Below are 21,202 nucleotides of genomic sequence, written 5' to 3'. Positions count from 1 at the left end.
CGACCCTCGCGTAAACCCCGACAGACGAACAGACACGCACCCGACCTTTAAAGAGGCCCGACGATGGACATCCGCGCCGCCGAGATCTCCGCGATCCTGAAAGAGCAGATCAAGAACTTCGGCCAGGAGGCCGAGGTCACGGAAGTAGGACAGGTGCTCGCGGTCGGCGACGGCATCGCCCGCGTCTACGGCCTCGACAACGTCCAGGCCGGTGAGATGGTCGAGTTCGAGTCGGGCGTGCGCGGCATGGCCCTCAACCTCGAGCAGGACAATGTCGGCGTCGTGATCTTCGGCTCCGACCGCGAGATCAAGGAAGGCCAGACCGTCAAGCGCACCGGCGCCATCGTGGACGTGCCGGTCGGCAAGGGTCTGCTCGGCCGCGTGGTCGACGGCCTCGGCAACCCGATCGACGGCAAGGGCCCGATCCAGTCGACCGAGCGTCGCCGCGTCGACGTGAAGGCCCCGGGCATCATCCCGCGCAAGTCCGTGCACGAGCCGATGGCGACCGGCCTCAAGGCGATCGACGCCCTGATCCCCGTCGGCCGCGGCCAGCGCGAGCTGATCATCGGCGACCGCCAGACCGGCAAGACCGCGATCGCGCTCGACACGATCCTCAACCAGAAGCCGGCCCATTCGGGCACCGACGAGAACGCCAAGCTCTACTGCGTCTACGTCGCCATCGGCCAGAAGCGCTCCACCGTCGCCCAGTTCGTGAAGGTGCTGGAGGACCAGGGCGCGATGGAATACTCCATCGTCATCGCCGCCACCGCCTCCGACGCCGCGCCGATGCAGTTCATCGCGCCGTTCGCCGGCTGCGCCATGGGCGAGTATTTCCGCGACAACGGCATGCACGCCGTGATCGTCTATGACGACCTCTCCAAGCAGGCCGTGGCCTACCGCCAGATGTCGCTGCTGCTGCGCCGCCCGCCGGGCCGCGAGGCGTATCCGGGCGACGTGTTCTACCTCCACTCGCGCCTGCTCGAGCGCGCCGCCAAGATGGGCGATGCCGCCGGCAAGGGCTCGCTCACCGCGCTGCCGGTCATCGAGACCCAGGCCAACGACGTCTCGGCCTACATCCCGACCAACGTGATCTCGATCACCGACGGCCAGATCTTCCTCGAGACCGACCTGTTCTACCAGGGCGTCCGCCCGGCGGTGAACGTCGGCCTCTCGGTCTCGCGGGTGGGCTCCTCGGCCCAGACCAAGGCGATGAAGAAGGTCGCCGGCAAGATCAAGGGCGAGCTGGCGCAGTACCGCGAGATGGCGGCCTTCGCCCAGTTCGGCTCCGACCTCGACGCCTCGACCCAGCGCCTGCTCAACCGCGGCGCGCGCCTGACCGAGCTCCTGAAGCAGCCGCAATTCTCGCCGCTGAAGATGGAAGAGCAGGTCGCGGTGATCTACGCCGGCGTGAACGGCTACCTCGACAAGCTGCCGGTCAACAAGGTCCGCGCCTTCGAGGACCAGCTGCTCGGCACCCTGCGCTCGAAGCACCAGGATTGGCTCGACTCGGTGCGCGACTCCAAGGACCTCTCGGACGCCAACGCCAACACCCTCAAGGGCGTGGTCGAGGCCGTCGCCAAGTCCGTCGCCTGACGCCCGCGCTGCCGACAAGCGGCGAAGCGAAGAAGTAGTGCCAGGCGGCCGCTCTCCCCGGAGAGCGGCCGTCGCCGAGACGTCCGCGAGCGATCTGGAAATCCGCCGATGCCGAGTTTGAAGGATCTGCGCAACCGCATCACCTCGGTGAAGGCGACGCAGAAGATCACCAAGGCGATGCAGATGGTCGCCGCCGCCAAGCTGCGGCGCGCCCAGAATGCCGCCGAGAACGGGCGTCCCTACGCCGAGAAGATGGCGCAGGTGCTCGGCAACCTCGCGGGCAACCTGATCGGCGGCGTCGGCGCCCCGCGCCTGCTCTCCGGCACGGGCCAGGACCGCGTCCACCTGCTCGTGGTCTGCACCGGCGACCGCGGTCTGGCCGGCGCCTTCAACTCCTCGATCGCGCGTCTGGCCCGCGAGCACGCCAACCGGCTCATGGCCGAGGGCAAGACCGTCAAGATCATGACGGTCGGCAAGAAGGGCCTCGACGTCCTGCGCCGCCAGTTCCGTGACCAGATCATCGCCTCGCGCGACATCCGCGGCAACAAGCCGGTCGACTACCCCTTCGCCGCCGAGATCGCCGACGACATCCTCGCCCGCTTCGAGGCCGGCGAGTTCGACGTGGCGACCCTGTTCTACTCCGAGTTCCGCTCGGTGATCTCGCAGATCCCGACGGCGCAGAAGATCATCCCGGCCGAGCTGCCGCCCGCCGGAGAGACGGGCACCGCTCAGGGCGCCGATGCGGCGCTCGAGTTCGAGCCGAACGAGGAAACCATCCTCGAAACCCTGCTGCCGAAGAACCTCACGGTGCAGGTCTACCGGGCGCTCCTGGAGAACGCCGCCTCCGAGCAGGGCGCGCGCATGAGCGCCATGGACTCCGCGACCCGCAACGCGGGCGAGATGATCAAGAAGCAGACGCTGATCTACAACCGCACGCGTCAGGCCATGATCACCAAGGAACTCATCGAGATCATTTCGGGCGCGGAAGCGCTCTGACCGCCGCATAGAGGACTCATCGCAATGGCGAACACCGCTTCCCCCGCCACGGCTTCCAACGCCAAGGGCCGCATCACCCAGGTCATCGGCCCCGTGGTCGACGTGCAGTTCGACGGCTACCTGCCGGAGATCCTGAACGCGCTGGAGACCAAGAACCAGGGCAACCGCCTCGTGCTCGAAGTGGCGCAGCAGCTCGGCGAGAACACGGTGCGCTGCATCGCCATGGACACCTCGGAAGGCCTCGTGCGCGGCCAGGAGGTCTCCGACACCGGCGCGCCGATCCGGGTGCCGGTCGGCCACAACACGCTGGGCCGCATCATGAACGTCATCGGCGAGCCGATCGACGAGGCCGGCCCGATCGAGGCCGACACCTTCCGCGCCATCCACCAGCCGGCGCCCTCCTACGACGAGCAGTCGACCGAGGCGCAGATCCTCGTCACCGGCATCAAGGTGGTGGACCTGCTCGCCCCCTACGCCAAGGGCGGCAAGATCGGCCTGTTCGGCGGCGCCGGCGTCGGCAAGACCGTGCTGATCATGGAGCTGATCAACAACATCGCCAAGGCGCACTCGGGCTACTCGGTCTTCGCCGGCGTCGGCGAGCGGACGCGTGAGGGCAACGATCTCTACCACGAGATGATCGAGTCCAACGTCAACAAGAACCCCAAGGAGAACAACGGCTCGGCCGAGGGCTCCAAGTGCGCGCTGGTCTACGGCCAGATGAACGAGTCGCCCGGCGCCCGCTCCCGCGTGGCCCTGACCGGCCTGACCATCGCCGAGCAGTTCCGCGACGAGGGCCAGGACGTGCTGTTCTTCGTCGACAACATCTTCCGCTTCACGCAGGCGGGCTCCGAGGTGTCGGCGCTTCTGGGCCGCATCCCCTCCGCGGTGGGCTACCAGCCGACGCTGGCCACCGACATGGGCGCCCTGCAGGAGCGCATCACCACCACGACCAAGGGCTCGATCACCTCGGTGCAGGCGATCTACGTGCCGGCCGACGACCTGACCGACCCGGCGCCCGCCGCCTCGTTCGCCCACCTCGACGCCACGACCGTGCTCTCGCGCTCGATCGCCGAGAAGGGCATCTACCCGGCCGTGGACCCGCTCGACTCCACCTCGCGCATGCTCTCGCCGGCGATCCTCGGTGAGGAGCACTACGACGTGGCCCGCCGCGTCCAGCAGACCCTGCAGCGCTACAAGTCGCTCCAGGACATCATTGCGATCCTGGGCATGGACGAGCTCTCGGAAGAGGACAAGCTGACGGTGGCCCGCGCCCGTAAGATCGAGCGCTTCCTCTCCCAGCCGTTCCACGTCGCCGAGGTGTTCACCGGCTCGCCGGGCAAGCTCGTCGCGCTCGAGGACACGATCAAGGGCTTCAAGGGTCTGGTCGAGGGCAAGTACGACGACCTGCCGGAGGCCGCCTTCTACATGGTCGGCTCCATCGAGGAGGCCCAGGAGAAGGCCAAGAAGCTCGCCGCCTAAGGCAAGCGGGCGAGGGGCGGCCGCGATTGCGGGCCGTTCCCCTCCTCGCGGAGCCCGATCACGGATCGGGCCCACGCACGGCACTTGAGCGAAGCCGGGCGCCGCGGTTCCTGCCGGGACCGCCGGAGTTCGCGGACACCAACTCGGGACCTTCAGAATGTCCACCTTCCACTTCGATTTCGTCGGCCCCGAGCGGACGCTGTATTCCGGCGAGGTCGAGGCGGTGCAGCTTCCCGGCTCCGAGGGCGAGATGACCGTTCTGCCGGGTCATGCCCCGGTGCTGACCACCCTCAAGGTGGGCGTCATCACGGTTCAGGAGCGCTCCGGCAGCGGCAAGCGCATCTACGTGCAGGGCGGCTTCGCCGATATCGGCCCGACCTCCGTGACGGTCCTGGCCGAGCGCGCCGCGCCGATCGAGGAAGTCACGCCCGCCATGATCGACAAGGAGATCGAGGCGGTCCAGTTGCTCCACGACGCCACCACGGACTACGCCAAGCGCGAGGCCCTGAACGCCCAGATCGTTCAGATGGAAGAGGCCAAGCACACGCTGAACCTCCGCTCCTGATCGGGATCGGTCTCGGAAAGGACGGGAGGCGCCGGGAAACCGGCGCCTTTTTCCATTTCCGGGGCCATCTCGTCGATCGGCGCCGGCGTCACGGCCCGGCCGCCTCCAGCGCCCGGGCGATCAGCCGTTCCCGGGCCGCCGCGTCCTCGGGGCAGCCGCTGGCGAGCCAGAGGTCCCGGGCGGCCCTCAATCCCGCCCCGACGGCGCGCCCCGGCGGCACGCCCCGCGCGACGAGGTCGGCGCCCGTGACGGGCAGGACCGGCCGCGTGCCGGAGGCCGCCGCGCGGTCGAGTGCGGCGCGGGCCTCCGGCCTCACGCGCGGGCGCGGTTCGCCGGCGAGCGCGACCAGCACCTCCTGCAGTGGCTCGGCCCCGTAGGTCGCCACGAGCGCGGGCACGTCGCCCCCCTCGATCTCCGGCCGGTCGTGCAGGGCGGCCAGCGCCGCGGCGTAGCCGGAGAGCCGCGCATGTTCGCTGCGCGACAGGCGCAGGTCGGCCTGCAGGCGGTCGGCATCCTCGCCGGTGCGCACGGCCAGAGCCGCGAGGCGGGCGGTCGCGTCGAGGGGCGGTTCGGCCGCGGCGCAGCGGGCGAGCCGGCCGAGTTCGCCGACGCCGCCGAGGATGCGGGGGAGCAGGCCGGTCTCGCTCAAGCTGGCGACCGCATCGACCGCGCGGGGCGCCGTGAGCAGCTTCAGGACTTCCGCGCGCACCCGCTCCCGCGAGAGCCGGTCGAGGCTGTCGCGCGCGGCGATCGCGGCGGCGAGTCCCTCCGCATCCGGTGCGCCGCGTCCGTAGCGGGCGTGGAAGCGGAAGAAGCGCAGGAGCCGCAGGGCGTCCTCGCGGATGCGGGTCGCGGCATCGCCGATGAAGCGCACCCGACCCGCGGCGAGGTCGGCCACGCCGTCCGTCCTGTCGTGCAGGCGGCCCTCCGCGTCCAGCGAGAGGGCATTGATGGTGAAATCGCGCCGCTCGGCATCGCGGACGAAGTCGCGGCCGAAGCGCACCACCGCGTGGCGCCCGTCGGTCTCCACATCCTCGCGCAGGGTCGTCACCTCGTGCGGCCGGCCCGCGACCACCAGGGTGACCGTGCCGTGCTCGATTCCCGTCGGCACCGCCTTGAGGCCGGCGGTGCGGGCGCGCGCCATCACCGCCTCGGGCCCCAGCGTCGTCGTCAGGTCGATGTCGCTGGCGATCACGCCGAGAAGGGCGTCGCGCACGCAGCCGCCGACGAGGCGCGTCTCCTCGCCCTCCGCCTCCAGGGCCGCGAGGCAGGCCTGCACGCCCTCCTGCATGAGGAGCCGGGCCGGGCCGCCCGGGTCCAGCGGCGGGGGAAGCGCGCCGGGGATCACCGGAAATGGCCCGGCACCAGCCGCCCGTTCTCGAAGCGCGGCGGCACGTAGCCGTCCTCGTGGCGCTTCGCCGTCAGCCCGATCATCAGGAGGGAGGCGACGACGATGAACAGGCCGGCCAGAACGAGCCGGGTCCAGTGCGGGCGCCACTCCGCATGGTCGAGCGGCGAGCGCCGCGCGAACAGCAGCCAGCCCGCGAAGGCCAGGAAGGGCAGGGAGAACAGGAGGATTTCCTGAAGGACGAGGCGGAGCATCGAGGGCGCGTGTCTCGCGAAGAATCCGGCGGGCCGCCCGGTCTTCGGGCGCTCAGGCGTAGAGGCGTTCGTAGAGATTATGCACGATCCCCGCCGTGACACCCCAGATCAGGTGCTCGGCGAAGGGGATGGCATAGTAATAGCGCGTCCGGCCCCGCCATTCTCCCGAGCGGACGAGATGCCGCGCCGGATCCATCAGGAAGGCCAGCGGCACCTCGAAGCAGGAGGCCACCTCCGCCGGGTTCGGGCGCAGGGCGGCGTCGCGGGCCACGAGGCCGACCACGGGCACCACGAGGAAGCCGGTCGCCGAGAGATAGGGATCGAGATAGCCGAGCGGACGCACCCCGCGCTCCAGGCCGATCTCCTCGCGCGCCTCCCGCAGCGCCGTGTCGACCGGCGAGGTATCCTCGGGATCGACCTTGCCGCCGGGAAAGGCCACCTGCCCCGAATGGTCGCGCAAGTGTGCCGCCCGCTTCGTGAACAGCAGCGTCGCGCCGTCCTCCCGCTCGATCACCGGCACCAGCACCGCGGCGTGGCGGTGCGGGGCGGCCGGGGCCACCGCGAATCCTTCGGGGTCCAGATCGTGGTCGCCGCGCGGGTTGGCCAGCGGCGCGTTCGGTCCCGGCGGCACGTGGCTCAGGCGGGTCTCCGCCCGCGCGAGGAAGGCGTCGAGACCGAAATCCTCCGCGGACGGGCCGGCCACGCCGTCGGGCAATCTCAAGTGGCGTCCCCGACGGGGGCGATGCGGTGGAAGTGGCCGCCGGCCCAGAGCCCGAACCACGCCGCCCCGTCGATCACCCCCTCCTCGCCCAGCTCCACGAGATCGTAGGTGAGGGGGCGGCTCACCAGGGCCCACAGGTCGCGGCGCACGTGGAGATAGGGCTTGAGGCCCTCCGGCCCGTGCTCGAAGCGCAAGGGATGCTCGGCATCGGCCGGCACGAGGTCGTCCACGTTGGTGCGGAAGGCGATGCGGCGGCCTTCGCCCTCGCCCTCCACCGCCATCTCGACGGCGGAAAAGGGCGCGTCGTCCACTTGGATGCGCACGCGCTCGGCGGGGGTCACGAGCACGGTCGAGCCGTCCGGCTCCTTTCGCAGGATCGAGGCGAACAGCCGGACGAGCTTGGGCCGGCGGATGGCCGAGCCGTTGTGGAACCACGTGCCGTCGGCACCGATGCGGATGTCGATGTCCCCGCAATGCTGCGGATGCCATTGCTCCACCGGCGGCAGGCCGCGCTTGGCCGAATCCCGGCCGATCTCGCCGAGGGCGGCGCTGAGGCGGGCGAGGGCCGGATCGTCGGAGGCGGGCTGGGTCATGACGGGTCGCCGGGCTTGTCCCGCAGAACCTTCCAGATGCCCGTCACCGCCGCAAGCGGCCGGCCGCCGCTCGTGAGCGTGCCGCGCACGAAGACGAGGGACGAGGTTTTCCGCACGATCTCCGGCACGGTCTCGATCAGGTCGCCGATCTGGGCCGCGCCGACGAACTGACTCGACATCTCGATGGTCACGGCGCGTGCCCCGTCGCAGGCGTCGCGCACCACGATGCTGAGCGCCCGGTCGGCGAAGGTCAGCAGCATGCCGCCGTGGACGATGCCGACGAGGTTGCCGTGCCGCTCGTCGGTGCGGACGGCGAATTCCTTCCGGCCCCCGACGGTGCGGTGATAGACCGGGCCGACATGGGCGATGAAGCCGGGATCGGTGAAGGCCTCCCAGCCCTCGGGAAACGCCGCGCTCTCCTCGTCCGTCATCCGGTCTCGCCTCCCGCCCCCGCGGGGCAGAGGCCCCGCCGCGATGCACGATGTCGCGGGCATCCTGCCCTGCGCCAGCAGGCGGGCCATATAGTGCCGATCTGCCGCGCGGCAGCGCCGCGCTTGCGTTCGAAGCGCGTTCGGCGCCAGACTCGCCGCTTTCCCGGGCATTCGAGCCCGGTCATCGCAAGGTTCACTTCATGGCACAGGGCGCCGGACCGGCCAGCACGACGAGCCTCGACGACGGGATCGTCGCCACCGCCGAGAGCTGCCTTGCCGCGATTGGTGAGGCGCGAGAGGCGATCCACGGGGTCATCTTCGGCCAGGAGAAGATCGTCGATCTGGCGCTGGTCACGATCCTGGCCGGCGGCCACGGCCTGCTCGTCGGCCTGCCGGGTCTGGCCAAGACCAAGCTGGTGGAGACGCTGGGCACCGTGCTGGGGCTCGATGCCCGCCGCGTGCAGTTCACACCGGATCTGATGCCCTCCGACATCCTCGGCACCGAGATCCTCGACGAGGATGCCGAGCGCCGCCGCTCCTTCCGCTTCGTGAAGGGGCCGGTCTTCACCCAGCTCCTGATGGCCGACGAGATCAACCGGGCGAGCCCGCGCACGCAATCGGCCCTGCTCCAGGCGATGCAGGAGCATTTCGTCTCGGTGGCGGGCGAGCGCCACGACCTGCCGCGCCCCTTCCACGTGCTGGCGACGCAGAACCCGATCGAGCAGGAGGGCACCTATCCGCTGCCCGAGGCGCAGCTCGACCGCTTCCTCTTGGAGATCGATGTCGGCTACCCCGACCGCGCCGCCGAGCGCCGCATCCTGATCGAGACGACCGGCGTCGAGGATGCGCGGGCGCAGACCGTGATGAACACCGAACAGCTGCTCACGGCCCAGCGCCTGGTGCGGCGCCTGCCGGTGGGCGACGCGGTGGTCGATGCCATCCTCGACCTCGTGCGTTCGGCCCGCCCCGAGGGCGGCGATCCGGCGGTCGGCAAGAAGCTGCTCTGGGGGCCCGGCCCCCGCGCCAGCCAGGCGCTGACGCTGGCCGTGCGTGCCCGCGCCCTGATCGAGGGCCGCGTCGCCCCCTCCGTCGCCGACGTGAAGGCGCTGGCCGAGCCGGTGCTGAAGCACCGCATGGCGGTGACCTTCGCCGCACGAGCCGACGGCGAGACGGTGACCGGCCTGATCGGCCAGCTCGTCGCCAAGCTCTGAGACCGGCGCGCATGGCCTCCGCCCGGCTCGTCGAGGCCGACCACCGCCGCCCCGGCGGCCCCGAGACCGGCGGGGCGCTCGCACTCGCCGAGGTGATGCCGCGGCTCGTGCTCGAATCGCGGCGGGTCTCCGGCACCCTGGCGCACGGCCTGCACGGGCGCCGCCGCGCGGGGCCGGGCGAGAGCTTCTGGCAGTTCCGCCCCTTCGTCACCGGCGAGGCCGCCGCGCGCATCGACTGGCGCCGCTCGGCCCGCGACGACCGGCTCTACGTGCGCGAGCGCGAGTGGGAGGCCGCCCACAATATCTGGATCTGGATCGACCGCTCGGCCTCCATGGGCTTCGCTTCCGAATTGGCCCAGACCTCCAAGGTCGAGCGGGCGCTGGTGCTGGGGCTGGCGCTGGCCGACACCTTCGTGGAGGGCGGCGAGCGCGTCGGCCTGCTCGGGCTCACCCGCGCCAGCGCCACCCGGGGCATCGTCGAGACGCTGGCCCAGGCTTTGGTCAACGACCGGGCCGGGCTCACCCAGGATCTGCCGCCGGCGGCCCGGCCGGGCCGCTTCGACGAGGTCGTGCTAATCAGCGATTTCCTCACGCCGCTCGACCGGGTGCGGGAGGCGGTGCAGGCCAATTCCGTCCACGGCAATCGCGGCCATCTCGTGCTCGTGGCCGATCCGGTGGAGGAAACCTTCCCCTTCACGGGCCAGACCGTGCTGCACGATCCCGAAGGCGGCTTGAGCCTCGATATCGGCGAGGCGGGCGCCTGGGGCGAGGCCTATCGCGGCCGCATCGCGGCGCACCGCGACGGCCTCTCGGAGATCGCCCGTCAGCGGGGCTGGACGCTGACGATCCACCGCACCGACCGGCCGGCGAGCGAGGCGGCCCTGCGGCTGCTCACTCTCGTCGCCGCCGCGCGCGGGCTCGGCTGAAAGGCGAACCGCATTGTTCGGAGTTCCGCTCACCTTCGCCGCGCCGCTCGCGCTCGCCGCCCTGGTCGCGCTGCCGGCCCTGTGGATCCTGCTGCGGGTCACGCCGCCGCGCCCGCGCCGCATCCCCTTCCCGCCGCTGGCGCTCGTCGCCGACCTGCTGCCCAAGCGCGAGACGCCGGCCCGCACGCCGCCCTGGCTCCTGATCCTGCGCATCCTCGCCGCCGCCTGCCTGATCCTCGCCGTGGCGGGGCCGGTCTGGAATCCCGGCGGCATCGGCGCCGCCGCGGGACGAGAGCCCCTGCTCCTCATTCTCGACAACGGCTTCGTCGCGGCCCACGATTGGCGCGACCGCCTGCGTGCGGCGACCGACGAGATCGAGGCCGCCGCCCGCGACGGGCGCCCGGTGGCCCTGGTCGCGAGTGCGGAGGCACCTGCTCCCTTCGAGGCGAAGGCCCCGGCCACCGCCCTGGAGCGCCTGCGGGCGATCCAGCCGCGCCCGCATCTCGGTGACCGGGGCGCGCATCTGGCCTCGATCGGCACGTTCCTCGAGCGGGCGTCCGGTGCCTCGATCGTCTGGATCAGCGACGGCGTGCGCGGCGCGGGCGAGGCGGATTTCGCCAAGACCCTCGGCGAAATGGCCGGCCGCAACGGCAGCGCCGTGACCGTGCTGAAGGCCGAGCGCTCCCCGGCGCTCGCGCTCGAAGGCTCGCCGATGCAGCCGGGCGAGAAGCTCTCGGCGCAGGTGCTGCGGGCGCAAGGAAACGGCCGCGATACCGGGCTGGTGCGGGCGCTCGACCAGAAGGGCCTGCCGCTGGCCGAGAGCCGCTTCACCCTGGAGCCGGAGGCGCGCGAGACGAGTGTCGGCTTCGATCTGCCGGTGGAGCTGCGTAACGCCATCGCCCGGCTCGAGATCGAGGGCGAGCGCTCCGCCGGCGCCGTGGTGCTGATGGACGAGCGCGGCAAGCGCCGCCGGGTCGGCCTCGTCTTCGGCGGCACGCTGGATCAGGCCCAGCCGCTGCTCGCGCCGACCTACTACCTCGCCAAGGCGCTCAACCCCTTTGCCGACGTGCAGCAGCCCCGCGGCGGCCAGGGCACGGCCGAATCCATCGGCCAGATGCTCGACAATCAGGTCTCCGTGCTGGCGCTCGCCGATGTCGGCGCGCTGGACGAGCGCACCCTCGCGCGGGTCCAGACGTTCGTGGACGAGGGCGGCCTGCTCCTGCGCTTCGCTGGGCCGCGGCTGGCCGCCGGCAACGACCCGCTCGTGCCGGTGCGCCTGCGCCGGGGCGGGCGCTCGCTCGGCGGCACGCTCTCCTGGGACCGGCCGAAGACGCTCGCGGCCTTCGCCCCCGAGAGCCCGTTCGCCGGGCTGAACCCGCCCGCCGATATCGGCGTGCGTCGCCAGATCCTGGCCGAGCCCGACGGCGACCTGCCGGGCAAGACCTGGGCGTCGCTGCAGGACGGAACGCCGATCGTCACGGCCGAGAAGCGGGGGCAGGGGCTCGTGGTGCTGTTTCACGTGACCGCCGACACCACGTGGTCGAACCTGCCCCTGTCGGGCCTGTTCGTGGACATGCTGCGCCGGGTGGTCGGGCTCGCCGGCCCCTCGGCCAAGCTCGGCGAGGGCGACGGGCGGCAGGCCAAGGCCGCGCTGCTGGCGCCGCGCCTGACCCTCGACGGTTTCGGCGCGCTCGGCTCGCCGCCGGCCAGCGCCACGGCGGTGCCCGCCGACTTTACCGACCGCGCCGGCCCCGAGCACCCGCCGGGCTTCTACGGCACGGCGGAGGGCGGCATCGCCGTCAACGCGCTGGTGCCCGGCGACCGGCTCGAAGCCCTCGACCTCACCGCACTCCAGGGGGCCCGGATGGGCTCGCTCGCGGGCGCCGAGACCCTGGATCTGCGCGCGCTGCTGTTCAGCCTCGCTCTCGCCCTGCTCGCGCTCGACACCCTGGCCGGGCTCTGGCTCGGCGGCTTCCTTCGCGGGCCCGGAAAAGCCTTGCGCGGTCGCGCGGCGCCGGCCGCGCTCCTTCTCCCGGCGCTGCTCGGCCTCGCCCTCCTGATTGCTCCGGTTCCGGCGCAGGCGCAGGAGCCGCCCGCCAACCGGCCGAACGGCATCGAATCGGCGCTCGCCACCCGGCTCGCCTTCGTCGTCACGGGGGATGCGGCGGTCGATGCCGCGAGCCGGGCCGGCCTGTCCGGCCTGAGCCAGATGCTCGCCGCCCGCACCGCCCTGGAGCCCGGCGAGCCCGCGGGGCTCAATCTGGAGAAGGACGAGCTTGCCTTCTACCCGCTGATCTACTGGCCGATCGTGGCCGGGCGCCCGCAGCCGAGCGAGGCGTCGATCCGCAAGATCGACGCCTTCATGCGCAACGGCGGAACGGTGATCTTCGACACCCGCGACGGGCAGACCGCCCGCGCCGGCGGCCCGCCGACCCCGGAGACGGCCTATCTGCGCAAGATGCTCGGCACCCTCGAAGTGCCCGAACTCGAGCCCGTGCCGCCCGACCACGTGCTGACCAAGGCCTTCTACCTCGTCGACGCCTTCCCCGGCCGCACCAGCACGGGCCAGACCTGGGTCGAGACGCTTCCGCCCGCGGGCGAGGGCGGCGAGCGCCGCCCGGCCCGGGCCGGGGACGGCGTCACCCCGATCATCATCACCGGCAACGACCTCGCCGCCGCCTGGGCGCTCGGCCGCAACGGCGAGCCGCTCTACCCCGTCTCCGGCGGCGACCAGCGCCAGCGCGAGATGGCCTTCCGCGGCGGCATCAACATCGTGATCTACACGCTGACCGGAAACTACAAGGCCGATCAGGTGCACGTGCCGGCGCTGCTGGAGCGGTTGGGGCAGTGATGTTTTCGAAGACACGCGCCTCCAAAATCCCTCCCCCCTCCGCGGGGGAGGGTGCCCTGCGGATGCAGGGCGGGAGAGGGGTCGGCTCAGGTCTTTCCGGAAACGGCGCACCCCTCACCCGACCCCCTTCGGGGGCCACCGTCTCCCGCGGAGGGGAGAGGGAATTCTCGCGCAATAAAGGAGGCCCTAGCCCATGCTGAGCCTCAGCTTCACCCCCCTCGTCCCCTGGCCGGTGCTCGCCGGGTTCGGCGTGCTCGCCGCCATCCTCGCCGTCGTCGCGGTGCTCGCCCGCGGGCGCACGGCGCTGCTGCGGGCGGTCGCGCTCGGCCTCGTCGTCCTGGCGCTCGCCAACCCCTCGCTCGTGCGCGAGGATCGCGACCCGGTGAAGGACGTCGCCGCCATCGTCGTCGACCGCTCCGGCTCGCAAAGCTTAGGCGAGCGTCCGGCCATGACCGACGCGGTCAAGGCCGAGCTGGAACGCCGCTTCGGCACGCTGGCCAACATCGAGCCCCGCTTCATCGAGGCGGGCGACGCGCAAGGGGCGGAGGGCGACGACGGCACCAAGCTGTTCACCGCGCTGACCCAGGCGCTGGCCGACGTGCCGCCGGAGCGGATCGCCGGCGTGGTGATGCTGACCGACGGCGTGGTGCACGACATCCCCGCCGCCCTGGCGACGCTGGGGCTGAAGGCGCCGCTCCACGTCCTCGTCACCGGCCGCCCCGATGAGCGCGACCGCCAGATCAAGATGCTGGAAGCCCCCCGCTTCGGCATCGTCGGCCGGGACGTGACCTTGCGCGGCGAGGTGATGGAGCGCGGCGGCACCGGCACGGCCGTCGTCACCGTGCGCCGCGACGGCGAGGAGATCGACCGGCAGAGCATCGCCACCGGCGTGCCGTTCTCGCTCACCACGCATATCGAGCATGGCGGCCCGAACGTGGTCGAGATCGAGGTCGAGCCGCTGCCGGGCGAGCTGACCACGGTGAACAACCGCGCGGTGCTCCCCATCGAGGGCATCCGCGAGAAGCTGCGCGTGCTGCTCGTCTCCGGCGAGCCGCATCAGGGCGAGCGCACCTGGCGCAACCTTCTGAAGTCGGACGCCTCCGTCGATCTCGTCCACTTCACGATCCTGCGGCCGCCGGAGAAGCAGGACGGCACGCCGATCTCCGAACTCTCGCTGATCGCCTTCCCGACCCGCGAGCTGTTCGTCCAGAAGATCAAGGATTTCGACCTCATCATCTTCGACCGCTACGCCAACCAGAGCGTGCTGCCGTCGGCCTATTTCGACAACATCGCCCGCTACGTCCGCGAGGGCGGGGCGCTGCTCATCGCCGCCGGGCCGGAATTCGCCGGCCCCGCGAGCCTTGCCCGCACCCGGCTCGCCTCGATCCTGCCGGGCGATCCCTCGATGAAGGTGGTCGAGCAGCCCTTTAAGGCGACGCTCACCGAGACCGGACATCGCCACCCCGTCACCCGGGCGCTGCCGGGCTCCGAGACGAACCCGCCGGCCTGGGGCGACTGGCTGCGCATCGTCTCGGCCCAGACCCGGGCCGGCGTTCAACCCATCTTGTCCGGCGCCAACGGCCTGCCGCTCTTGGCCCTTTCCCGCGAGGAGAAGGGCCGGGTGGCCCTGATGCTGTCCGATCAGGCCTGGCTCTGGGCCCGCGGCTACGGGCAGGGCGGCCCCTATCTCGACCTGCTGCGGCGCCTCGCCCACTGGCTGATGAAGGAGCCGGCCCTCGAAGAGGAGGCTCTTCGCGCCCAGACCACGGGGCGAGGCCGCGAGGTGCGGGTCGAGCGCCAGACCATGGCCGAGGAGGCCGGACCCGTCACGGTCACCGGCCCGACGGGCAAGGAGCGTGAGCTCGGCCTGACGAAGGCGGAGACCGGCCTGTTCAGCGCGACCTTCGAGGCCGAGCAGCTCGGGCTCCACACCATCCGCTCGGGCAATCTCGTGGCCTTCGTCAGCGTCGGCCCGGCCAACCCGCGCGAACTCGCCGACGTGTTCAGCGACACCGAGCGGTTGAAGGGCGTGGCCGAGGGCTCCGGCGGCACGATCCGCCGGGTCGCGGCCTCGGGCGGCGGCATCGAGGTGCCGCGCCTCCAGATCACCCGCGGCGGTCGCTTGGGCGGCGCCGACTGGATCGGCTTCCGCCCGAGCGACAGCGCCACGGTGCGCGGCGTCGAGGTCTATCCGCTCGGCATCGGCCTGTGGGCGCTCGCCGCGCTCGCCGCGGCGGTGCTGGCGATGTGGCTGGTGGAGGGGCGGCGCGGGCGCGCGGCGTAGCGCTGCCGCCCGTTCGAAGGGGGCCGCAACCTCCGTCCCAGGTGGACGTTCGCTTGTCGATAGGCGGCCGCTGGCGGGATGCGTTCCAGGCCCGCAGGGCCGATCGACCCCAATGGCGGCCCGCGGCGGGCACGGGAACGACACGATGGCATCCCGCAGATCCCGACCCGGACCGGCCCTGGCCGTCCTCGTGTCCCTGTCGGCTCTCGTCGGCCCGGCGTGGGCCGAGCCCGGACCCAAGGCGCTGCCCGGGCCGACGGAAGAGCAGCTCGCGACGCTGACGCGCATCTACGAGGATCTGCACGCCAATCCGGAGCTATCGATGCAGGAGCGGCGGACGGCCGGCATCGCCGCGAAATGGCTCAAGGACCAGGGGTTCGAGGTGACGGAGGGCGTCGGCGGCACGGGCGTCGTCGGCCTGCTGCGCAACGGCGAGGGGCCGACCGTGCTGCTGCGCGCGGACTTGGACGCCCTGCCGATGAAGGAGGAGACCGGCCTTCCCTACGCCAGCACGCGCAAGGGGACCGATCCCGCATCCGGCCGGGAGACGGCGGTCGCCCATTCCTGCGGGCACGACCTTCACGTGACCTGGCTGATGGGCGCGACGCAGATCCTGGCCGCCCACCGTGACGGCTGGCGCGGGACGGTGATGGCTGTGTTCCAGCCGGGCGAGGAGATCGGCGAGGGCGCCCAGGCGATGGTCGATGACGGCCTCGCGCAGCGCTTCCCGAAGCCCGACGTGGTGCTGGGGCAGCACGTGCTGCCGTTCCCCGCCGGGCAGGTCCGCCTGAAGAGCGGTCCCGTCCTCTCCCGCAGCGACAGCCTCAAGGTGACGCTGTACGGGCGCGGCGGGCACGGCTCCGGGCCGGAATCGACCGTGGATCCCGTCGTGATGGCCGCCGCCACGGTGATGCGGCTCCAGACCATCGTCTCGCGCGAGGTCGCCATGACCGACGGCGCGGTGGTCACGGTCGGGTCGATGCAGGCCGGCACGAGTGCCAACATCATCCCGGATCAGGCCGAGCTCCAGCTCAACATCCGCACCTTCGACGATCGCGTGCGCGATCAGGTGCTCTCCTCGGTGAAGCGGGTGGTCGAGGGCGAGGCGACGATCTCGGGCGCCCCGAAACCGCCCGTCATCACCATGCTGGGGCAGTTCCCCCTGACGGTGAACGACGAGGACGCCACCGAGCGGGTGACGGAGGCCTTGCGGCAGCGCCTCGGGGCGGAGCGGGTGCAACCTGCCGGCAACGCGGCCGCGAGCGAGGACTTCACGGTGCTGGCGCGCGCCTGGAGCGTGCCGTCCGTGTTCTGGTTCGTCGGCGGGACCGACCCGAAGCTCTACGCCGAGGCGGAGCGGGCCGGGACCCTGAACGAGATTCCGTCGAACCACTCGCCCCAATACGCCCCGGTCCTGAACCCGACCCTGCGCGCCGGCGTCGAGACGATGCTCGCGGCGGCCGGCGCTTGGCTGGCCCCCGCCGGGGCAGGGTCGCGCGCGCGCTGAAAGCGAGCGCCGGCCGGATCGGTCTGCGTTCCGAACCCGGATGTGACCCCAAACCCTGGTGGCCGGGCGCGAGCTGTGCAATCCCGGCCCGATGACCGAATCCCTCCCGTTCCTGGCCGGCGGCGGCGAGGCCGCCCGCATGATCGCCGAGCGCGACTGGACGGATCATCCGCTCGGGCAGCCCGAGACCTGGCCCGAATCCCTGCGCACGGCGCTCAGCCTCGTGCTGAACTCCCCCGAGAGCATGATCCTGGCCTGGGGGCCGGATCTGACCTTCTTCTTCAACGACACCTACTTCCCGCTGCTGGGGCCGCGCCTGTCCTGGGCCATGGGCGAGCGCTTCGACCGGGTCTGGGCCGACGCCTGGGATCAGGCCAAGCCCATCATCGACGACGCCTTCGCCGGAAGGAGCCGCCGCTTCGAGGATCTGCCCTGGACGCTGGCCACCGACCGGGGCGAGGCGCAGACGTGGTGGAGCTTCTCCTACTCGCGGGTGCTCGACGGCGAGGGCCGCATCGCCGGCCTGTTCATCTTCACCAACGAGACGACCAAGCGCGTCCGCACCGAGGCGCTTCAGCGGGAGGGCGAGGCGGCCCTGCGCCGCAGCGAGTCGCTCCTGGCCGCGACCCTGGAAGGGCTGCCGGTCGGCGTGATCATCGCCGACGCGGACGGGCGGATCGTGCGCGACAACGCCGCCAACCGCGAGATCTGGGGCATCCCGCCGGAAACCGGGAGCTGGGAGGGCTACGGCGATTGGGTCGGCTACTGGCCCGAGACCGGCGCGCGCCTGCGCGCCGAGGAATGGGGCATGGCCCGCGCCCTCCTCAACGGCGAGACCGTGCGCGGCGAACTCGTGGAGATCGAGCGCTTCGACGGCGGCGGGCGCCGTCTGTTCCTCAACAACGCCGCGCCGATCCGCGACCGCGCCGGGAACATCGTCGGCGGCGTGGTGGCCGAACTCGACGTGACCGAGCGGGTCGAGGTCGAGCGGCGGCTGCGGGAGAGCGAGGCGCTGGCCCGCGTCAATGCCGAGCGGGTCCAGCTCGCCCTCTCGGCCGGTGCGATCATCGGCACGTGGTTCTGGGACCTGCCCACCGACCGCTTCACCGTCGACGAGGCCTTCGCCCGCGCCTTCGGCCTCGATCCGGCGCTCGGCCGCGAGGGTTTGAGCCTCGCCCAGGTGGTCGAGACGGTCCATCCCGACGACAAGGCGGGGCTGGCGGAGGCGATCGATGCGGCCATCGCCCGCGGCGGCGCCTACGCCCACCCCTACCGGGTCCGGCGGGCGGACGGGCAGTATTACTGGATCGAGGCCAACGGCCGGGTCGATCACGGCCCCGACGGCACGCCGCTCAGCTTTCCCGGCGTGCTCATCGACGTGGAGGAGCGCCGCGCCGTCGAGGCGGAGCGCGACCGGGCGATCGTGCTCCTGCGCCGGCTCACCGAGACGCTGGAGGAGCAGGTCGCCGCGCGCACGGCCGAGCGCGACCAGATCTGGCAGGCCTCCAGCGACCTCCTGGCCGTGGCCAATCTCGAGGGACGTTTCGTCAGCCTCAATCCCGCCTGGAGCGCCACGCTCGGCTGGAGCGAGGCCGAATTGACGGCCGAGCCCTTCCTCGCCTTCGTCCACCCCGAGGACCGGGCGCTGACGCTCGCCGCCGCCGACGGGCTCGCCCGCGGGGAGATGCAGCTCGGTTTCGAGAACCGCTACCGCACCCGCGACGGCGGCTACCGCTGGTTCTCGTGGAACACCGTGCCGCGCGGGGGCCTGATCTACGCCTCGGTGCGCGACGTGACCGCGGTCAAGGAGCAGGCACGGGCGTTGGTCGAGGCCGAGGAGGCCCTGCGCCAGGCGCAGAAGATGGAGGCGGTGGGCCAGCTCACCGGCGGGCTCGCCCACGACTTCAACAACCTGCTCGCCGGCATCTCGGGCAGCCTGGAACTGATGCAGACCCGCATCGCCCAGGGCCGGCTCAAGGATGTCGACCGCTACATGAGCGCCGCGCAGGGGGCGGCCAAGCGCGCCGCGGCGCTCACCCACCGGCTGCTGGCCTTCTCCCGCCGCCAGACGCTGGACCCCAAGCCCACCGACGTGAACCGGCTGGTGACCGGCATGGAGGAGCTGATCCGCCGCACGGTCGGCCCGGCGATCACCCTGGAAGTGGTGGGCGCGGCCGGGCTCTGGCCCTCGCTGGTGGACCCGCCGCAGCTCGAGAACGCCTTGCTGAACCTCTGCATCAACGCCCGCGACGCCATGCCGGACGGGGGGCGCATCACCATCGAGACCGCCAACAAGCGCCTCGACGCCCCCGCCGCCCGCCTGCACGACATGCCGCCGGGCCAGTACCTTTCGCTCTGCGTGACCGACACCGGCACCGGCATGAGCCCGGACGTGATCGCCAAGGCCTTCGACCCGTTCTTTACCACCAAGCCCACCGGCCAGGGCACGGGGCTCGGCCTCTCGATGATCTACGGTTTCGCCAAGCAGTCGGGCGGGCAGGTGCGGATCTATTCCGAGATCGGCCAGGGTACGACGGTCTGCCTCTACCTGCCCCGCTACCACGGCGAGGCCGTGGAGCCCGATCTCCTCGGCCCGCTGGTCGACGCCCCCCGTGCCCGGCAGGGCGAGACGGTGCTCGTGGTCGACGACGAGCCGACCGTGCGGATGCTGGTGACGGAGGTGCTGGAAGACCTCGGCTACACCGCGATCGAGGCCGCCGACAGCGCCTCCGGTCTCCAGGTGCTGCAATCGGACGTGCGCATCGACCTGCTCATCAGCGATGTCGGCCTGCCCGGCGGCATGAACGGGCGCCAGATGGCCGACGCGGCCCGGGTCTCGCGCCCCGAACTCAAGGTGCTGTTCATCACGGGCTATGCCGAGAACGCGGCGGTCGGCAACGGCCATCTCGAGCCCGGCATGGCGGTGCTGACCAAGCCTTTCGTGGTGGAGACGCTGGGCCTGCGCATCCGCGAGATCATTTCGCGGGGGTAAGATGCCGTCCCGGCAGGGGCCTCGCGTCAGTACTGGACCGTCGCGCGCAGGCCCAGCACGCCGGCATTGCGCACGCGGCGGCCCTGCGGGTCGCGCGGATTGGCGATCCCGCCGCCCGGATGCAGGATCAGCTGCACGTCCGGCTGCACGGTGAAGCCCGGCACCACCACCGCCTGATAGGTGGCCTCGATCACCGTTTCCGCCCGCCGCCGCGGCATCGGCATGCCGGTATAGGCGATGGTGTCTGTATCGGCCCGGCGCGCGTCGTCGGAGAGGCGGGCATGGGCGAGGCTGATCCCGACCGTGTCGTCGTCGCGGCCCTCGAACAGGCCCTTATAGGCGAGGCCCGTGTCGAGATAGGCGGAGACGAGGCTGGAGCGGGTCGGCGACCACGCCGCCCGCAGGAAGAAGCCGAGGCCCTCGTCGTCCTTGCCGGATTCCCGGTAGAGCGTCTGGTCGTAGACCGCGTAGATCCCGGCATTGCCGCGCAGGCGTCGGCCGATGCCCGTCGAATTCGGGTCGGCCAGCGGCAGGCCGGTGTCGTCGATGCGCAGGGATTCGAAGCGGCCGAAATGCTGCCAGCCGCCCAGCGTGATGTCGCCGGGCAGCGCCTTCGCGCCCTCCTGCGTGTTGAAGGCGTAGGTCGCCTCGGCCACGACGAGGGCCGGATCGCGCGTGCGGAAGTTGGTGCCGGTGCGGTTCGTACGCTGCGCCTCCGGGTCCTCGCCCGGGCGGTTGGCGCCCGCCGGGTCGCCGTCGTAGAGGCCGACCTGGAGCGAGAAGCCGTTGCCCGGCACGTATTTGGCGCGGATCGCGGGGGAGGCGAGCGGATAGGCCGGGCCGCCGCTCGGCAGATCGAGTCCGGTGATCGCCGGCCAGCCGAAGGTCGCGTTCACGAACAGGGTCGCGGTCTGGCTGACGAAGAACTCGGTATCGGCCGCCTGCTGGCCGATCCTCAAGCCCAGCGTGCCGTCGAAGAGCTGCTGGTCGAGCCAGAGCACGTAGAGGCGCGAGGCGGGCAGAGCCTCGATCACGCTCGCCGTGAGCAGGTTGCCGACGTAGGAGCGCGACAGGCCGGTGCCGTGGATGAAGTAGGCGTTGGCGTGGACCGTCGCGCCGTCCCAGCCCGCGAGCCGCCGCAGATCGAGGTTGAGCCGCAGGTTCAGGCGGTCCTCGACGATCGCCCCCCGGCGGATGCCGCCGAAGGCGTTGCCGAGCGTCTCGGCGATGTAGGTCAGGCTGTACTCGATGCCCTGCGCCTTCAGCACGGGCCTGAGGCCGAACGGGTCGCCGAGGGGCCCGAGCGAAGGTTCGATCGAGCGCACGTAGCCGCCCGAGGCTTGGCTCGTCGATTCCGGCTGTGACACCGAGATCCGCGGATCGCCGCCCGCACCCTCGAAGACCGGCCGCCCGGTCGGCTCGGCGCCGGCCGGCACGGAGCCGAGGAGCAT

The 21,202-nt window shown here is 71.7% G+C and carries 16 protein-coding genes; 10 read left to right on the top strand and 6 right to left on the bottom strand.

What is annotated here, in order from left to right:
• The first annotated feature begins 63 nt into the window (after positions 1-63).
• From atpA to ACPCJR_RS19435, 4 genes are all read left to right on the top strand, one after another.
• Entirely contained in the window at positions 64-1,593 is a 1,530-nt protein-coding gene (gene atpA / locus ACPCJR_RS19450; RefSeq protein WP_391514181.1) for a F0F1 ATP synthase subunit alpha, read from the top strand.
• 108 nt (positions 1,594-1,701) lie between these two features.
• Positions 1,702-2,589, top strand: coding sequence for a F0F1 ATP synthase subunit gamma (locus tag ACPCJR_RS19445; protein ID WP_391514183.1), 888 nt, complete (start codon positions 1,702-1,704; stop codon positions 2,587-2,589).
• A gap of 24 nt (positions 2,590-2,613) precedes the next feature.
• Entirely contained in the window at positions 2,614-4,068 is a 1,455-nt protein-coding gene (gene atpD / locus ACPCJR_RS19440) for a F0F1 ATP synthase subunit beta (RefSeq protein WP_391514185.1), read from the top strand.
• A 157-nt stretch (positions 4,069-4,225) separates the two neighbouring features.
• Complete coding sequence (locus tag ACPCJR_RS19435; protein WP_110350517.1) at positions 4,226-4,633, top strand: F0F1 ATP synthase subunit epsilon; 408 nt, start codon at positions 4,226-4,228, stop codon at positions 4,631-4,633.
• 88 nt (positions 4,634-4,721) lie between these two features.
• On the opposite strand, the gene ACPCJR_RS19430 is transcribed toward ACPCJR_RS19435, so the two are convergent.
• The 5 genes from ACPCJR_RS19430 to ACPCJR_RS19410 are packed head-to-tail and all read right to left on the bottom strand — an operon-like array spanning position 4,722 to position 7,980.
• Positions 4,722-5,924 (bottom strand): CCA tRNA nucleotidyltransferase, encoded by a 1,203-nt coding sequence (locus ACPCJR_RS19430; RefSeq protein ID WP_391514356.1) that lies wholly within the window; start codon positions 5,922-5,924, stop codon positions 4,722-4,724.
• A 53-nt stretch (positions 5,925-5,977) separates the two neighbouring features.
• A complete protein-coding gene (locus tag ACPCJR_RS19425; protein WP_391514187.1) occupies positions 5,978-6,235 on the bottom strand; it encodes a DUF6111 family protein in 258 nt (85 codons plus the stop codon).
• Positions 6,236-6,287: 52 nt separating this feature from the next.
• Entirely contained in the window at positions 6,288-6,956 is a 669-nt protein-coding gene (locus tag ACPCJR_RS19420; protein ID WP_391514189.1) for a CoA pyrophosphatase, read from the bottom strand.
• The gene (locus ACPCJR_RS19415) at positions 6,953-7,549 is read right to left on the bottom strand and encodes a DUF1285 domain-containing protein (RefSeq protein WP_391514191.1); all 597 of its coding nucleotides are present in this window, start codon (positions 7,547-7,549) and stop codon (positions 6,953-6,955) included. The genes ACPCJR_RS19420 and ACPCJR_RS19415 overlap by 4 nt, the downstream gene beginning before the upstream one ends.
• Positions 7,546-7,980: a PaaI family thioesterase gene (locus tag ACPCJR_RS19410; RefSeq protein WP_391514193.1), complete on the bottom strand. Its 435-nt coding sequence runs from the start codon at positions 7,978-7,980 to the stop codon at positions 7,546-7,548. The genes ACPCJR_RS19415 and ACPCJR_RS19410 overlap by 4 nt, the downstream gene beginning before the upstream one ends.
• Before the next feature lie 200 nt (positions 7,981-8,180).
• Between ACPCJR_RS19410 and ACPCJR_RS19405 the strand changes: the two genes are divergently transcribed.
• From ACPCJR_RS19405 to ACPCJR_RS19380, 6 genes are all read left to right on the top strand, one after another.
• The gene (locus ACPCJR_RS19405) at positions 8,181-9,191 is read left to right on the top strand and encodes an AAA family ATPase (RefSeq protein WP_391514194.1); all 1,011 of its coding nucleotides are present in this window, start codon (positions 8,181-8,183) and stop codon (positions 9,189-9,191) included.
• Between the two features lie 11 nt (positions 9,192-9,202).
• On the top strand, positions 9,203-10,117 hold the full coding sequence (locus tag ACPCJR_RS19400) for a DUF58 domain-containing protein (RefSeq protein ID WP_391514196.1): 915 nt from the start codon (positions 9,203-9,205) through the stop codon (positions 10,115-10,117).
• A 13-nt stretch (positions 10,118-10,130) separates the two neighbouring features.
• On the top strand, positions 10,131-12,968 hold the full coding sequence (locus tag ACPCJR_RS19395) for a DUF4159 domain-containing protein (protein ID WP_391514198.1): 2,838 nt from the start codon (positions 10,131-10,133) through the stop codon (positions 12,966-12,968).
• Between the two features lie 193 nt (positions 12,969-13,161).
• A complete protein-coding gene (locus ACPCJR_RS19390; RefSeq protein WP_391514199.1) occupies positions 13,162-15,252 on the top strand; it encodes a hypothetical protein in 2,091 nt (696 codons plus the stop codon).
• A gap of 145 nt (positions 15,253-15,397) precedes the next feature.
• Complete coding sequence (locus ACPCJR_RS19385; RefSeq protein ID WP_391514201.1) at positions 15,398-16,759, top strand: amidohydrolase; 1,362 nt, start codon at positions 15,398-15,400, stop codon at positions 16,757-16,759.
• 91 nt (positions 16,760-16,850) lie between these two features.
• Positions 16,851-19,751, top strand: coding sequence for a PAS domain S-box protein (locus ACPCJR_RS19380; protein ID WP_391514203.1), 2,901 nt, complete (start codon positions 16,851-16,853; stop codon positions 19,749-19,751).
• A gap of 26 nt (positions 19,752-19,777) precedes the next feature.
• Here the strand turns inward: ACPCJR_RS19380 and ACPCJR_RS19375 are convergent, their stop codons facing one another.
• Entirely contained in the window at positions 19,778-21,202 is a 1,425-nt protein-coding gene (locus ACPCJR_RS19375; protein WP_391514358.1) for a carbohydrate porin, read from the bottom strand.

It is taken from the genome of Methylobacterium sp. NPDC097929, assembly GCF_049543375.1.
Classification (GTDB): Bacteria; Pseudomonadota; Alphaproteobacteria; order Rhizobiales; family Beijerinckiaceae; genus Methylobacterium.
Note: the sequence above shows the minus strand (reverse complement) of the source record. Positions and strands in the feature narration are given on the sequence as shown.